Annotated in this window: 11 protein-coding genes; 9 read left to right on the forward strand and 2 right to left on the reverse strand. The window is 38.4% G+C overall.

Features of this window, described 5'->3' with window-relative positions; translation table 11 throughout:
* The first annotated feature begins 61 nt into the window (after positions 1-61).
* The 4 genes from DBR40_RS23475 to DBR40_RS23490 are packed head-to-tail and all read left to right on the forward strand — an operon-like array spanning position 62 to position 3,571.
* The gene (locus tag DBR40_RS23475) at positions 62-1,651 is read left to right on the forward strand and encodes an SPOR domain-containing protein (RefSeq protein ID WP_124562176.1); all 1,590 of its coding nucleotides are present in this window, start codon (positions 62-64) and stop codon (positions 1,649-1,651) included.
* Positions 1,651-2,355 (forward strand): MotA/TolQ/ExbB proton channel family protein, encoded by a 705-nt coding sequence (locus tag DBR40_RS23480; RefSeq protein WP_124562177.1) that lies wholly within the window; start codon positions 1,651-1,653, stop codon positions 2,353-2,355. The genes DBR40_RS23475 and DBR40_RS23480 overlap by 1 nt, the downstream gene beginning before the upstream one ends.
* The gene (locus DBR40_RS23485) at positions 2,355-2,756 is read left to right on the forward strand and encodes an ExbD/TolR family protein (RefSeq protein ID WP_039482209.1); all 402 of its coding nucleotides are present in this window, start codon (positions 2,355-2,357) and stop codon (positions 2,754-2,756) included. The genes DBR40_RS23480 and DBR40_RS23485 overlap by 1 nt, the downstream gene beginning before the upstream one ends.
* Positions 2,756-3,571, forward strand: a complete 816-nt coding sequence (locus DBR40_RS23490) for an energy transducer TonB (RefSeq protein WP_124562178.1) — start codon at positions 2,756-2,758, stop codon at positions 3,569-3,571. Before DBR40_RS23485 ends, DBR40_RS23490 begins: the two co-directional genes overlap by 1 nt.
* A gap of 114 nt (positions 3,572-3,685) precedes the next feature.
* Here the strand turns inward: DBR40_RS23490 and DBR40_RS23495 are convergent, their stop codons facing one another.
* Positions 3,686-6,532 (reverse strand): gliding motility-associated C-terminal domain-containing protein, encoded by a 2,847-nt coding sequence (locus DBR40_RS23495; RefSeq protein WP_124562179.1) that lies wholly within the window; start codon positions 6,530-6,532, stop codon positions 3,686-3,688.
* Between the two features lie 222 nt (positions 6,533-6,754).
* Between DBR40_RS23495 and DBR40_RS23500 the strand changes: the two genes are divergently transcribed.
* The 5 genes from DBR40_RS23500 (at position 6,755) to DBR40_RS23520 (ending at position 14,890) form a co-directional block, all read left to right on the forward strand.
* Complete coding sequence (locus DBR40_RS23500; protein WP_124562180.1) at positions 6,755-8,044, forward strand: bifunctional folylpolyglutamate synthase/dihydrofolate synthase; 1,290 nt, start codon at positions 6,755-6,757, stop codon at positions 8,042-8,044.
* A 69-nt stretch (positions 8,045-8,113) separates the two neighbouring features.
* The gene (pafA, locus tag DBR40_RS23505) at positions 8,114-9,772 is read left to right on the forward strand and encodes an alkaline phosphatase PafA (protein WP_124562181.1); all 1,659 of its coding nucleotides are present in this window, start codon (positions 8,114-8,116) and stop codon (positions 9,770-9,772) included.
* Positions 9,773-9,976: 204 nt separating this feature from the next.
* On the forward strand, positions 9,977-10,348 hold the full coding sequence (locus DBR40_RS23510; RefSeq protein ID WP_124562182.1) for a VOC family protein: 372 nt from the start codon (positions 9,977-9,979) through the stop codon (positions 10,346-10,348).
* A gap of 223 nt (positions 10,349-10,571) precedes the next feature.
* Complete coding sequence (locus DBR40_RS23515) at positions 10,572-13,967, forward strand: methylmalonyl-CoA mutase family protein (protein WP_124562183.1); 3,396 nt, start codon at positions 10,572-10,574, stop codon at positions 13,965-13,967.
* Complete coding sequence (locus DBR40_RS23520) at positions 13,967-14,890, forward strand: MBL fold metallo-hydrolase (protein WP_124562184.1); 924 nt, start codon at positions 13,967-13,969, stop codon at positions 14,888-14,890. The genes DBR40_RS23515 and DBR40_RS23520 overlap by 1 nt, the downstream gene beginning before the upstream one ends.
* A gap of 64 nt (positions 14,891-14,954) precedes the next feature.
* Here the strand turns inward: DBR40_RS23520 and DBR40_RS23525 are convergent, their stop codons facing one another.
* Positions 14,955-15,935 (reverse strand): acyl-ACP desaturase, encoded by a 981-nt coding sequence (locus DBR40_RS23525; RefSeq protein ID WP_124562185.1) that lies wholly within the window; start codon positions 15,933-15,935, stop codon positions 14,955-14,957.
* Positions 15,936-16,276 lie beyond the last annotated feature (341 nt).

Raw genomic sequence — 16,276 nt, forward strand, 5'->3', positions numbered from 1 at the left:
GCCATTGCTACATTTGAAGGTAGAATTAACAAATTAAAATAAAAACGCTAATTTTACCCGAATGGATATCTTATCATACCTTTTAGAGCTCTTGCAGCAACGCAAAGAAGTTGGTATTACCGGCTTGGGAACTTTTTATAAAAAGAAATATCCCGGTAGATACGATAAGGAAAAACAAACGTTTTTACCTCCTGGCTACACCCTTCAGTTTGCTACGGATATTACCGAAGAAAAAGCGCTAACCGATTTTATTGCGGCGAAAAGAAATATCTCTGCCGAAAGTGCTCAATATTACATCGCTCAGTTTGTTGAAGAAGTTAACCAGAAACTGGAGCAGGATCATGAAATTGAGCTAGAAAATACCGGTCGTTTGTTTTTTACCGAACAGGGATTGGATTTCGAACCGATTAAAAACATGAACTACGGTTCGGAGTTTTACGGATTGCCCTCGCTTACCGATACTGTGGTTGAAGAAACACAGGCAGAGCCTGCCAAAGAAGATGAAGCTGTTTATGATGAAATTGCCGAAGCACCAGTTGCCCCTGCACCTTTTCAAAATAAATCGTATCAACAACCGGTAATAGAAAATGTTGAGTTAGACGAGGTAAAAGACGATCTTAAAAAAACCTTACAACATACCGAACAGGCAGTTGAAAAAAGCGTAGAAACTCCTGTGACTACTGTTTCTAACCCAACGTTAATTGAAACGCCCGAATCAGAAGAAGCAACTGCGATTGATGAGCATCACGAAGTTGAAGTTCCGGAGGCCATTATACATCAGCACGAAGAGCATCCTAATCGTTTTGGACATACACCAGAACCAGAAGAAGCCAGTAAAGCTGCCGAAGCACACGAAGTAGAAGTTCCGCCAGCAGTTGTACACCAGCATGAAGAGCATCCAAACCGTTTTGGGCATACACCAGAATCAGAACAGCCAAAAACCTATATTCCACTCGAAGAAGAGGTTAAACCAGCTGAACCTGTTATAGAAGCTCCTGCTTTTATTAAACATCAGCACGAAGAACATCCAAACCGTTTTGGTCACGATCCTATTGAGCACAACGAGCAGTCGCAAGGCATGTCTACCTGGTTAAAAGTGGTTATTGTAGTCTTGATTATCGTTATTGCAGCTGCCATTACCTATTTGGTTAAACCCGAATTATTTAACGGGCAATCTGAACCTGTAAAAACAAATCAGGTAATTATCGATTCGCCAAAAGTGGCAATCGATACCCTAAAAGATAAGCAGGATTCGATCGCCAAAACCGATAGTATTTTAAAAGCCAATCAGGTACAGCAAAAAAAATCTGATACGGTAAAAAAAATAACTCCAAAGGCAAGTCCGGTAGCGCCAAAAGCTGAAGTAGTACCTGCTAACCCAGAAACGGAATCAAAAAAAACAGGCCCTGCTACATTTGAAGTAATTGGAGCATCGTTTGGAAGCGTAGAAAAAGCAGAACAATACATTAAAACCTTAAAAAAGGTGGGTATTACCGCTAAAATTGCAAAAATGCCCGGCAAACGCCAAAACGTAAGCTTAGGTACTTTTACCAACGAGAAAGAAGCTTTGGCCCAAAAAGATTTATTGCAGAAGAAACTCAAAGGAAAGGGTTACTATGTACAACAAATATTTAACAACACACAACCATAATGATAACTTTATTAATTCAAGACACCACACAAGCATTACAAGACACAGCAAATGCCATTAACCAGGCCGTAACACAGCCTGCACCAGAACTACATTTTATTGATTTATTGTTTAAAGGCGGCTGGGTAATGATTCCCCTGGCATTTTTAGCCTTTCTAGCCCTGATTATATTTGTAGAACGTTACTTAACCATCAAAAAAGCAACTAAGGATGAGTCGAACCTAATGGGGCAGATCAGATCATATATCCAATCGGGTAATTTAGATGGCGCCATGTCGCTTTTAAGAAACAATAACTCTCCGCTTTCGCGCATGTTGCAAAAAGGTTTAAGACGCATTGGTCGCCCGATTAAGGAAATTGAAGGTGCTATTGAAAACGTTGGTAAATTAGAGGTTTCTAAGCTAGAAAAAAACATCAGCATATTGGGTATTGTTGCAGGTATTGCGCCAATGCTTGGTTTCGTAGGTACGATTGTGGGGGTAATTACCATCTTCCACCAGGTATCAATTAAAGGCGCTATCGAAATCGGAACCATTTCGGGCGGTCTATATACTAAAATGATTACCTCAGCAACCGGGTTAATTATCGGTATCATTGCCTATGTGCTTTACCATATCTTAAACATTATGGTCGAGAAAATCATCCTTAAGATGGAAACTGACGCAATTGACTTTATTGATTTATTAGAAGAACCAGGCAAATAATGAATTTACGCAAAAGAACAAAAGGAGGTGTAGAAGTACATACATCGGCACTGAACGACATTATGTTCTTCCTGATGCTGTTTTTCCTGTTGGCATCTGCTGTGGTAAATCCCCAGGTAGTTAAATTGTTATTGCCCCAATCATCAAGCGGACAACAATCTACAGCCAAAAAAGCAGTTACCGTAACTATAGACGAAAAGTTAAATTATTTCGTTGATAAGAAACCGACACCAGAAGATCAGTTACAACCGGTTATTGAAGGCTTCCAAAAACTGGCACCAGATTTAACCATCATTTTGTACGTAGCTAAAAATGTACCTGCCGAAAATATTATGGTAGCCTATGATGTTGCCAATAAACTGAAATTAAAACTTGTTTTAGCTGTTGAGCCTAAAAAATAATGAATACTGCAGAAGAAAATAATTACCCAAAAGCAGTTGCCATTTCTACCGGGATAATGGCTTTTCTGCTTGCGATCAGCTTTTTCATTGTAATCGGCTCATTCCAACCGCCAGAAGATATTGGCATGGGTGGCATGGTAGTAAATTACGGCACAGCGGCTGAAGGTATGGGCGATGATTATACCAGTATTGAAGAGCCATCTGCCGACCCGAATGCTAATGCTAAAGTACCAGACAAGGTTACCCCAGAAGAAAAAGTTACCCCTAATAAATCAACAGAATCAACTGATAAAGAAATACAAACCCAGAATACAGAGGATGCCTTAGCGGTAAATACTAAACCCACCAAGGTTAAAACCACTACCCCAACGGCACAAACTGAAGAAAAGCCGGCCAAGCCTACCATTAACCAGGCAGCCTTATATAAAGGTAAAAAAAGTACAGGCCAGGGTCAGGGCGATGGAACTGGAAGTACACCAGGTAATCAGGGTTCTGTAAATGGCGATCCGTTAGCAAATAATTATGGCGAAGGTGGTTCCGGTTTTGGTAACAAGCCCATTGCACTTAGACATTTTTCTAACCTGGTAGTTCCGCAAGATGATGGACAAAAAACGGGGAGGGTAGCTATTCGCATTTATTTTAATAAAAACGGAGATATTATTCGTGCCAATCAAGAACTAAAAGGCTCTACCATTACCGATACTGAACTGGTAAACAAATGTATTAAAGCAGTTCTAGAATCTTCATTAAGTAAAACTGAAGTTGGTGGAGATAATCAAACAGGAGTTGTAGTTTTTAACTTTAAAGTGAAATAATAATTTCAATCAATAACTCAAAAGCACAGGTACATTTACCTGTGCTTTTTTGTTATAGGCCCAATCGATTGTTTACGGCACCACTCTAAAGATTTCAGATCTTCAAAATGAAATTTATCTGATTAAAGTTACTGATCCTTTTTTGATGATTTTTTTATTCTCCTGGGTGGTAAAAGATGCAACCCAAAAATACGTACCTACAGGAGCTGGTTCTCCTTTAAAATCACCATTCCAGGCATCATATAATTTATTTGACGAAAAAATAATTGCTCCTCTCCTATCAAAAATCTGCATTTGAAAATTAAAAGCTCTGCTCCCTTCTTTTGCCTTAAAGTTATCATTTACACCATCAAAATTTGGGCTAAAGGCTGTTGGAAATGAAATATCGTTACAAGCTTCAGTTTCCAGAGCAACATTGAGTTTATCAACAATACATCCATTTAACTTGAGAATAGAGAATGAATAGTTTCCCTCATAAAGACCAGAAAAAACGTAATTACCGGGATAAACCATCCCATTATATCTAATATTATAATCTGCCGAACGGTTTCCTATAGAAAATGATATCTCACCAGTTAAATCGCAAACAGGATTCCTGGCATTAACGATAGTAATTGGCTTTGTTAACGAATAATCAGGCACTACAACCGTTCGGTACGCAGATGGTGCACCTCCTGAAGCTTTTACTTCAATTTCGTAAATACCAACATCAAGCATATTAAAAACTCCGGTATTGTTCGAAATAGAATTATTAAGCGTAAATGTATAAGTTTCGGGAATTGGCGGACAGTTAACTTTTAGAAAAGCTTTCCCCAGAACATTACATTCGGGCATAATTTCAATGTTACTAATTATAATTGGACAGGGTTCATATACCAATTTCTTATTTAACTCATCAACTATGCAACCATTAAGTTTTAATATTGTAAAATTATAATCTCCTTCAATTAAATCAGAAAAAACGTGGCCGCCCGGATAAATTGCCTCTTTATATTTTATATTATAATCAGCAGTGTTGTTACCAATAGAAAACGAAATTTCACCTTTACGCTCGCAAGCAGGGTTTTTAGCATTAATTTTGGAAACAGGTTTACTTAAAGAATAATCGGGTACTACTACTGTTCTATTAACTGAGCTTGCACCACCAGATGCTTTAACCTCAATTGTATAACTACCTGGGTCAAGCATATTAAAAGTACCTGTACTATTTGATACCGAATTATTAAGGGTAAATGTGTAGGTTTCAGGAATTGACGGGCAATTAATTTTAATAAATCCTTTACCTAAAACATTACATTCTTGCAGGATTTCGATATTATTTATTACAATTGGGCAGGGTTCATATACCAATTCTACATCAAACTCATCAATTAGACAGCCCACTTTACTAAGAACAGTGAAATGATATTTACCTATCTCGAGGTTATTAAATGTATAATCGTATGGTAAAATGTCATTTTTAAGCTTAATTTGATAATTGTCACTACCAGTGAAAGAATTAAACTGGATACGCCCCTTATTGGCGCAGGCAGGATTAATTTTGACGAAAGAAAAATTTGGCTGCAGCTGCTTATAATCAGGTACGATTACATTGGTTTCAAATACATCTTCGTCAGAACTAATTTTAACCTGATAAGAGCCCGCAACTAAATTTTTAAATACCCCGGTTACATTACTAATGCTATTATTTAAAGTATAGGTATAAGCAGCGGTATGCGCCTTAGTTAAGATATTGATGATTCCCTGATGAAAAACATCGCATTGTTGCACCACATCAACCCTATCAAATTGAATTTTACACTGATCCCGTCCAACGGCAATATCCTGTTCATCAACCTTACATCCATATTTATTTACAATTTCGAAATGATTTGATTTGCCAATCAACAAATTAGAAAAGGTATTGTTAAATGGATATAATTTCCCACTATACCTGATTTGATAGCTGCTATTCTGTTCGGGCGTACTAAAAGTAATTTCACCAGGGGTTTCGCAAAGCTGATTTTTGATCTGCCAACTATAAACCGGTTTTATCAAGCTCATTTCAGGCACATCAATTGTTGTTGTATACGAATCCGATGCAGAATTTATAGAAAGCGTATACTGTCCTTTGGGCAAGCCGGTAAATTTACCAGTGCTATTAGAAACACCATTTAATGTATAAGTAAAATCTTCAATATGTGGTGCCGTACTGATATCAACATTTGCAGTATTACCAGAAATACAATCCTGATAAATATCAATTTTCTCCAATTCTATCCCGATAATACTGCCATCTTCCACCATACTGGCAGCATCCAAAACATTAAATGGAAGTTTCCCGACTACACCTACCATTTTTTGATTCTCTATGTCAAATTCTATAATATCTGTTTGTGAATTACCTACATTCGATAATCCATAAACAGTATTTTTCCTTGTGCCTGTTGAAACACTTACAATTCCATAAAGGAATAAATCTCCAGGTAAAGGGATATGGAGTGTGCTTTTATTAGGCTGTTTAAGGTTCACCTTAACTATCCCCTGAGTGGTGGCCATATAGAGTTCTTTTTTATAAAAACAGATATCACCGCTAGGTAAATAATTAAGTGGCCCTAATATGTCTGTTTTTCCTGTGTTAACATCAGCCTCAAATAAAAAAGTTGAGCAATAATATAATTTGTTATTATAACCGAGTGTTAGGGAATTTGAAAAAGCCATGCTTGGAAATAATCTTCTACAATTTTCCAGGCTGTTTTCTTTCATGTTTGCAGTGTAGATTTCAGAATCTCTCAACCAAAATAAATTATCTTTATTCATTGCTATGGAAAAGAACTTGTCGCCTGTTAAACATTCCTGTATTTTAGTATACTTTACTCCTTCATTTGTAAGCTCAACCTTATAAATATAACTCCCGCCTGGAACATATAAAGGATTAATTAAAGAACTAACGTAAAAGGTTTGTGCCAAGAGTTTAGACACAAATAAAGATAATACTAGAAGCGTTAAACTGATTTTTTTAATCACTATAATGAGAATCGTTAGATAATCAACAAATATAATCAGATATTATTCAAAACTTCAGGTTTTAAATAATGAGTCATATAATATCTTTATTCTGTTTATAACGTCTTTTATAATTTAGTATAATCTTCATTATTTCATTTCAGAATAGCAATACTCAGCTTATATTTGACCTGTAATATGAACTACCAACAAACACTCGATTATTTATACAGTAAACTGCCCATGTTTACACGTGTAGGTGCTTCGGCCTTTAAAAAAGATTTAACCAATACCATCATTTTCTGCGAAGCTTTAGGAAATCCACAACATCAGTTTAAAAGCATACATGTAGGTGGTACCAATGGCAAGGGCTCAACCTCGCATATGCTGGCATCTGTTTTACAGGCGCAAGGTTATAAAACAGGTTTATACACTTCACCGCATTTAAAAGATTTTCGCGAGCGGATCCGGATCAATGGAAAAATGATCAGTAAAACGGAAGTGATTTCGTTTGTTAAAAATCAGCAAAAACTGATTGAAAAGGTCGAACCTTCGTTTTTTGAAGTCACTGTTGCCTTAGCCTTCGATTGTTTTGCCAGACATCAGGTAAATATCGCAATCATTGAAGTAGGTTTAGGCGGCCGCCTCGATTCGACTAATATCATCAATCCGCTTATTTCGGTAATTACCAATATCAGTTTAGACCACACCAACATGCTGGGCAATACCCTGACCGAAATTGCAGGTGAAAAGGCGGGAATAATTAAAAAAAACACACCAGTTGTAATTGGCGAAACCCATCCCGAATCGGCTCCGGTTTTCGAAAAAAAGGCAGAGCAAGAAAATGCTCCAATTATTTTTGCTGACGTAGTTTTAAGGGCGCAGAATTTTAAAATCAAAAACAATAAACTTTCGTTGTCAGTTTATCAGGGAGAGGAAATCAAATATAAAAACCTACAAAGCGACCTCACTGGTATTTACCAGCACAAAAATATTTTAACCGTTTTAGAAACACTAGCTGTGCTTAATGAGAAAACGGAAATCAAAACTGATGAAGCCAGTATTTTTAAGGGAATAAGTCAGGTTAAAAAACAGACAGGCCTACAGGGGCGTTGGCAAACACTAAGTAAAAACCCTTTGGTAATCTGCGATACCGGGCATAATGAAGCCGGAATTAACGAGGTAATCAAAAACATCAGCCAAACGCCTTATCAAAACCTCCATATCGTTTTCGGAATGGTTAAAGACAAGGATATTTCTAAAGTTTTATCGCTAATGCCTAAAAATGCTACTTATTATTTTTGTAAGCCCGATTTGGAACGGGGTTTAGCAGCCAGTGATCTTGCTGCACAGGCGGCTGTATTTAACTTAAAAGGAAATACCTATTCTTCGGTAACTGAAGCCAAAGCAACAGCCATTCAATCGGCAGGTGCAAAAGACCTGGTTTATATTGGTGGAAGCACATTTGTGGTGGCCGAAGCGATATAAAATCTTTACAAAAAGTTCAAAATATCTTCATTCAAAAATGGTTACTTTAGCCGCATTAATAAAAATAAAATGAGAAAAATTCCTTGTCTGATCTTTTCAGTTTCTATTCTTTCTATTTCAATTGCTTTCGGGCAATCTAAAAAGGTAACACCCGCATCAGCTAAAGCATTTCCAGCCGAAGTAGCCCGCCCTAAACTGGTGGTTGGCCTGGTAGTAGATCAAATGCGTTGGGATTATCTGTACCGCTTTTACAACCGTTACACCAATGGTGGATTGAAAAGATTAGTAAACGAGGGTTTCTCAGTCGAAAATACATTTATTCCCTATACGCCAACCTATACTGCTTGTGGTCATACTTGTATTTATACTGGTTCTGTACCAGCTGTACATGGTATTATTGGTAACGATTGGTACGATCCGGAGACCAAAAAGAACGTTTATTGTACCGAAGATTCGACTGTAACTACGGTTGGTAGCACACCTTCTTCAGAAGGAAACATGTCGCCAAAAAATATGTTAACCACCACCATTACCGATGAGTTGAGGTTAGCCACCAATTTTAAAGGGAAAGTAATCGGTATTTCCTTAAAAGACAGAGGTTCTATCCTTCCTGCTGGTCATGCTGCAAATGCAGCTTACTGGTACCAGGGCAGTACCGGCAACTGGATTACCAGTAGCTATTACATGAAAGAAGTGCCAACCTGGATTGCCGATTATAACAAATTAAAACTGGCCAATAAGTTTTATACCAAAAACTGGGAAACACTATACCCGATTAACACTTACGTAAACAGTACTGCTGATGCCAAAGAATATGAAGGCAAAAACAATACGTTCCCGCACCAGTTAACCCAAAATATCGATAAAAACTTCGATGCGATTAGAAGTACGCCTTACGGTAACACCATTACTTTAGATTTGGCTAAATTGGCTATTTTATCAGAAGATTTAGGTCAGGATAATATTACCGATTTCTTAGCTGTTAGTTGCTCTTCTACCGATTATGTTGGTCACGCTTACGGTCCTAACTCTATTGAAGCAGAAGATACCTACCTGCGTTTAGATAAGGACATTGAAGAATTCTTTAACTATCTGGATAAAAAAGTAGGTAAAGGCAGCTATACTGTATTCTTAACTGCCGATCACGGTGCTGCACATGTTCCGGGCTTTATGCAAGAAAACAAAATGCCTTCTGGTATTGTAAGCGACAGAGACATTGCCAATAAATTAAATACTTATCTGAACGATAAATTCAAAGTTAACAATGTGGTTTTAAGATCGATGAACAACCAGATCATTTTCGACCACGCTAAAACAGATAAAGCGTCAGTGAATTTCGACGTGATCAAATCAGCATCAGTTGAATTCTTAAAAACTTTAGACGGCTTTCAGAATGCAGTAGATATTGCAAACATTTCGCAAAGCACACTTCAGGAGATTCAGAAAAAGATGATCACCAATGGATATAACGCACGCAGAAGTGGAGATATTTATTACGTTTTGCAACCAAACTGGTTTAATGGCGGCAGCACCGGTACTACTCATGGTAACTGGAACCCATACGATTCGCATATTCCACTTGTGTTTATGGGCTGGGGAATTAAACCAGGTGCGACCAATAAAACACACTACATGACTGATATTGCACCCACACTGGCTGCTCTACTCCACATCCAAATGCCAAACGGAACAGTAGGAGAACCAATAACAGAAATAACCAATAAATAATTCAAAGAAAACTATGCCCACCAGCATAGTTTTTTTTTATTTATAGGTAATCGTCACCCCCATCCGATAGTTATCGGATTTCCGCCCGGCCGGTCGGATGGGTATTTCAAGGTCTCCATCTTTCTGGTTGGTTCTAACGCTAAAATAGTTCTTCTTATCTCTAACCTGGCATTAAAAATCAACTTCATTTTTTTATCTTAGAAAATGTCAAAATACACCGCCACCAAACTTACCCCCATGCTCGAATCGCATGATATGCCTGCAACGCTAAAATTTTATACCGAAATTCTAGGTTTCACTTGTGCTACAAAATTTGATGATCTGAGTTGGTTTTGTGTCACTAAAGATGAGATAGAGATCATGTTCAGCATGCCCAATGCACACCGCAATATGCCTAAAGCAGTGATGAGCGGCTCACTTTATATCAAAACAAACGAAGTTGAATTACTTTGGGAAAATTTAAAAGATCAATGCGACATTTGCTATCCTATCGAAGATTTTGAATTCGGTATGCGTGAATTTGCTATCTACGATAATAACGGTTATCTGCTTCAGTTTGGACACGAATTGGAATAGACTAAAGGCCGTAACGGTATAGGGTATTCGCGGTTTGCGCCGCATATTTTACTACATTTGCATACCAAATATCAGTCGGAACAAGCCTGATTTAAGTCTGGAATCGTTAGTTCGGAGTCTTTAGTCAAAATCTCTCCAATACAGAACCAACTTATTGCTTATCCGGCTATTTATATGACAAACACCGGTAGATTTAAAATTACCTTTGTTTTAAATTCAATTTATGCAACAAGTAGAAATATATAAGCCCAAAAATAAAATCCGTTTTGTAACCGCTGCTTCCCTTTTCGATGGCCACGATGCAACCATTAATATCATGCGCCGTATCCTTCAATCGTCTGGTGCCGAGGTAATTCACCTGGGTCACAACCGTTCGGTTGATGAAGTGGTAAATTGCGCCATTCAGGAAGATGTACAGGGCATCGCCATGACTTCTTACCAGGGCGGGCACATCGAATATTTCAAATACATGTACGATTTGTTGCAGGAAAGAGGTTCGGGGCATATTAAGATATTTGCAGGTGGCGGAGGTGTAATTTTGCCTGCCGAAATTGAAGAACTTCAGGCATATGGGATTTCGAAAATCTACTCGCCAGATGATGGCCGTAAAATGGGTTTACAGGGCATGATAAACGATATGTTGGTGCAAACTGATTTTGTAACCAAAACCAGTATCACCAATGAGTTAGCAACCATACCCGCCAAAGATATTAAAGCCATAGCCGGGGCTATTACTGTTGCAGAAAATGATCCGGAAGGCGCACAAAAATTTGTTGATGAATTAAAGCGGCTATCACAAAACAATACGGCACCTATACTGGGCATTACCGGAACCGGTGGAGCCGGAAAATCTTCGCTGGTTGACGAGCTGGTACGTCGTTTTCTGGTGGAAGTGAAATATAAAACGCTGGCCATTATTTCTGTCGACCCTTCTAAGCGGAAAACCGGAGGAGCCCTACTTGGCGACCGGATCAGGATGAACGCCATCAACAACCCCAGGGTGTATATGCGCTCGCTAGCTACCAGGCAAGCCAATCTGGCATTATCTAAAAACGTGCAGGAAAGTATTGATATCTGCAAAGCTGCAGGCTACGATCTGATTATTGTCGAAACTTCAGGAATTGGCCAGTCTGATACCGAAATTACCGAACATTGTGATGTTTCATTGTACGTAATGACTCCCGAATTTGGTGCAGCTACCCAATTGGAAAAAATAGACATGCTTGATTTCGCCGATCTCGTAGCCATTAATAAATTTGATAAAAGAGGTGCCCTGGATGCGCTGAGAGATGTACGTAAACAATATAAGCGAAACCATAACATTTTCGATGCCAAGGACGATGAAATCCCGGTTTATGGCACTATGGCCTCTCAGTTTAACGATCCGGGCATGAATAACTTGTTTGTGGCCTTAATGGAACAAATAAAGGTTAAAACCGGAACTGATTTCAAAGCCAAAATGGAATTGACTACCGATCAATCCGAAAAGATTTATATCATTCCTCCCGATCGGATCCGGTACCTGGCCGAAATTGCAGAATCGAGCCAGATGTATAATGAGTGGGTAACTAAACAGGCAACCATTGCCCGCAAAATGTATCAGCTCAAAGGTGTAATTGACCTGACTAAGGAGATCAATTCTCCTCTTTTAGAGGGGTGTCCGGAGGACGGGATGTCAAGAAATTTACAGGCAACCTACACCTTTTTCGAAGAACAACTCGATGGCGAATGCAAAAGGTTATTGCGCCAGTGGCCCGATACCAAAAGTGCTTATCAGGAAGAGTTTTTCATTTATAAAGTCCGGGATAAAGAAATTAAACAGCCTTTGTTTTATGAATCACTTTCAAAGCTTCAAATCCCTAAAGTATCATTGCCACGTTATGAAGACTGGGGCGATATTTTAAGGTGGTTGCTCACCGAAAACCTGCCAGGCGAATTTCCTTACGCTGCAGGGGTATTTCCACTTAAGCGCGAAGGCGAAGACCCTACCCGCATGTTTGCAGGCGAAGGTGGTCCCGAACGTACTAATAAGCGTTTCCACTATGTTTCATTAGGTCAACCAGCGCACCGCTTATCTACCGCTTTCGATTCGGTTACCCTTTATGGCGAAGATCCCCATATCCGTCCCGATATTTATGGTAAAATAGGTAACTCCGGTGTAAGTATAGCCACTTTGGATGATGCCAAAAAATTATATTCAGGCTTCGATCTCTGTGCACCTTCTACTTCGGTATCGATGACAATTAATGGACCTGCGCCCATGTTACTGGGCTTTTTCATGAACGCTGCCATCGATCAGCAATGTGAAAAATACATTATCGAAAATGGATTGGAAAAAGAAGTTGAAGCTAAAATTACGGCCATTTATAAAGCCAAAAATGCTGATAAACCAGCTTATAATGGTACTTTGCCGCAAGGAAACGATGGTTTAGGTCTGATGCTTTTGGGCGTAACAGGCGATCAGGTGTTGCCTGCAGATGTGTATGCACAAATAAGGGCTAAAGCTATCAGCTCGGTGCGCGGAACCGTTCAAGCCGATATTTTAAAAGAAGATCAGGCACAAAATACCTGTATTTTTTCTACCGAATTTGCTCTAAGGATGATGGGTGATATTCAGAAATATTTCATTGATGAAAAAGTACGAAACTTCTATTCAGTATCCATTTCAGGTTACCACATTGCCGAGGCTGGGGCCAATCCCATCTCGCAACTGGCTTTTACGTTGAGTAATGGCTTTACCTTTGTTGAGTATTATTTAAGTAGGGGGATGCATATTGATGATTTTGCACCTAACCTCTCTTTCTTTTTCTCTAATGGTATCGATCCTGAATATGCCGTGATTGGTCGTGTGGCACGTAGAATTTGGGCAAAAGCCATTAAAAACAAATATAAAGGGAATGATCGTTCGCAAAAACTGAAATACCACATTCAAACTTCAGGTCGTTCATTACATGCTCAGGAAATTGATTTTAACGATATCCGTACCACTTTACAAGCATTATATGCCATTTACGACAATTGTAATTCGCTTCACACCAATGCTTACGACGAAGCCATTACTACACCTACCGAAGAATCGGTAAGAAGGGCAATGGCCATTCAATTAATCATAAACCGTGAGTTAGGTCTGGCCAAAAATGAAAATCCATTACAAGGGGCTTTTATTATCGAAGAGTTAACTGATTTGGTAGAAGAAGCTGTACTGACAGAATTTAAGCGCATTAACGATCGTGGTGGTGTTTTAGGAGCTATGGAAACCATGTATCAACGTGGAAAAATACAAGAAGAAAGCCTGTACTACGAAACGCTGAAACATACAGGTGAATATCCGATTGTTGGTGTAAATACTTTCTTAAATAAAAATGGCTCACCTACTATTGTTCCCGGCGAAGTGATCAGGGCTACCGAAGAAGAAAAACAGTTTCAGATTTCTACTTTAGAAAAGTTTCAGCAACGCAATAATGATAAAGCTGCCAGTTTATTGAAACAGTTACAAAAATCCGCTGTTGCCGGTGATAATATCTTCGAACAGTTAATGGAAGTATGTAAAATCTGTTCATTAGGGCAAATTAGCAACGCCCTTTACGAAGTTGGCGGACAATACAGGAGAAACATGTAATGAAAAGATTAAGCTTTCTACTCGCATTTTTATTTGCTGCAAATACCTGGGCTGCGACATTACCTCAAACCACATACATTATCGCTTTAGGCATTGCGCAAGATGGTGGCTACCCACACATGGGCTGCCAGAAAAACTGTTGTAAAATGGCCTGGGCAAATCAAAAAATGAGAAAACAGGTTGTTTCGCTTGCCCTGGTCGATCCCGTTAATAAAAAATGGTGGTTGTTCGAAGCTACGCCCGATATTAAACAACAGTTGCAACACTTTAAGTCGCAAACCAATAACGTCTATCCTTACCTGCCCGAAGGCATATTTATTACCCATGCCCATATTGGTCATTATACCGGCTTAATGGAGTTTGGTCGCGAAGTAATGGCTACCAATAGTTTAAAAGTGTACCTATTACCTAAATTAAAAGCCTTTCTGGAGCAAAATGGCCCATGGAGCCAACTTGTTAAGTTAAACAACATCAATATAATTGGACTTACAGCCGATCAACCCATTGTTGTTTCCAATAATACAGTAACCGCATTTACAGTTCCTCACCGTGATGAATTTTCGGAAACTGCTGGCTTTAAAATTATTACACCTACTAAAAAATATCTCTTTATTCCTGATATCGATAAGTGGAGCAAGTGGAATAAAAATATTATAACAGAAGTTAAAAATGTTGATGTAGCCATGGTCGACGCTACCTTTTATAGCAATACCGAACTCGCCAACCGGGCAATTGCCGAAGTACCTCACCCTTTGGTTGCAGAAACAATAGATCTATTTAAAAACGAAACACCTGCAGTAAAGCGTAAAATATATTTTATCCATTTCAATCATACCAACCCACTACTTTGGAGCGCTCAGGCACAACAAGCTTTACAAAATAAAGGCTTTAACCTGGTTAAGCAAGATCAAGTTTTTTATTAACCACAAATAAAAAAACCTGCTGCTATAGGCAACAGGTTTTAAAATATTGTAAAATCAGTGATGCTTATCCCGCAATCCAGCTAAACTTATAATCAATAGTAGGATTTTTCATTCTTTCTGCTACACGCAATAAACGCGAAGGTAAAGCCATAATATAATCACGTGCTTTTTCTCCAGCCTCATTTAAATCGCGCATACCTTCAATTTTCCAGTCAACAATTAACTGCTGCATAATGTCAACATAATCAATTGCTGTGTAAACGCCTAAACGTTGCGCAGCATCAGTAAAATGGCCAAAGGTTTGGCCAATTTTTAAACCAACTTCGCGTAAAAAGTGTGCAGGCATTACAATTTTCTGGCGCATCATATCCTCAAAAGCCAACATCGCTTCATTTGGATCAACCTCAAAAATACGGCTCATAAAATCTTTATAAGCTTTTGCGTGTCTTGCTTCATCAGAAGCAATTACACCACACATTTTTGACAGTAAAGTATCTCCATCTTTTTTGGCTAACGAAGCTACCCTTCTGTGCGAGATATTGGTTGCCATCTCCTGAAAAGAAGTATAAACAAAATTGCGGTATGGATCATGTCCGGTACCAATGTCGAAACCATCAGCAATCAGGTATTGCGTTGAGATTTCCATCTGGCGCATATCTACCCTACCCGATAGGTACAAATATTTATTTAATAAATCACCATGGCGGTTTTCCTCAGCAGTCCAGTGCCTGTTCCACTTCATCCATCCACCATCTTCTTTCATACTTGGTCCTTGCACCATCGCTAACCACGATTCATAAGTAGGCAAAGCCTCTTCAGTAATCGTATCGCCAATTAATACCGCTACAAGATCGTACGAAAGATCTTTTGCATTATCTCTTAGTATTCTTATATCTTGATAAAATGTATCACTTGTAGAATCAGGTAGAAAGTCAGATGGCTGCCAGTTGGTATCGATCGGTTTAAGATAGGTATCCATCATCTCCAGCATATACTGTTCTATATGCACCATCACTTCCCTTCTTTTATCTGCAAAAAAACTCATTATTCGTATTTATATATTTGTTGTAAGCAAAGATAACCAAATATTACTGCAAACCTTGTGATATTAACATATTTAGCACCAAATCAGTTTTAAATCAACTTTAAATTATCAACATCATTTTAATTATCACGTTTTGTTAACAATTTGGTTGCCTCACACAATCTCCGCTTACAGTTCGATTATTTTGTTAAAACGAAATTTTACAGTTCTTTCTGTTAAGTGTTTGTAAACCTTTGATTATTATTAATCTACAACCTTTTAGCAAGAACTCTATCTTATTTGGCTAATTAACGCTTTCATACATACGGTCTTAATGGTATAAAAGCTTAAAGGAAAAATGC

Source organism: Pedobacter sp. KBW01 (assembly GCF_003852395.1).
GTDB lineage: Bacteria > Bacteroidota > Bacteroidia > Sphingobacteriales > Sphingobacteriaceae > Pedobacter.

Excerpts from the sequence above, each read along its gene's own strand:
- DBR40_RS23475 (WP_124562176.1), top strand. The coding sequence starts at position 62 with ATGGATATCTTATCATACCTTTTAGAGCTCTTGCAGCAACGCAAAGAA.
- DBR40_RS23480 (WP_124562177.1), top strand. The coding sequence starts at position 1,651 with ATGATAACTTTATTAATTCAAGACACCACACAAGCATTACAAGACACA.
- DBR40_RS23485 (WP_039482209.1), top strand. The coding sequence starts at position 2,355 with ATGAATTTACGCAAAAGAACAAAAGGAGGTGTAGAAGTACATACATCG.
- DBR40_RS23490 (WP_124562178.1), top strand. The coding sequence starts at position 2,756 with ATGAATACTGCAGAAGAAAATAATTACCCAAAAGCAGTTGCCATTTCT.
- DBR40_RS23500 (WP_124562180.1), top strand. The coding sequence starts at position 6,755 with ATGAACTACCAACAAACACTCGATTATTTATACAGTAAACTGCCCATG.
- pafA (WP_124562181.1), top strand. The coding sequence starts at position 8,114 with ATGAGAAAAATTCCTTGTCTGATCTTTTCAGTTTCTATTCTTTCTATT.
- DBR40_RS23510 (WP_124562182.1), top strand. The coding sequence starts at position 9,977 with ATGTCAAAATACACCGCCACCAAACTTACCCCCATGCTCGAATCGCAT.
- DBR40_RS23515 (WP_124562183.1), top strand. The coding sequence starts at position 10,572 with ATGCAACAAGTAGAAATATATAAGCCCAAAAATAAAATCCGTTTTGTA.
- DBR40_RS23520 (WP_124562184.1), top strand. The coding sequence starts at position 13,967 with ATGAAAAGATTAAGCTTTCTACTCGCATTTTTATTTGCTGCAAATACC.
- DBR40_RS23525 (WP_124562185.1), bottom strand. The coding sequence starts at position 15,935 with ATGAGTTTTTTTGCAGATAAAAGAAGGGAAGTGATGGTGCATATAGAA.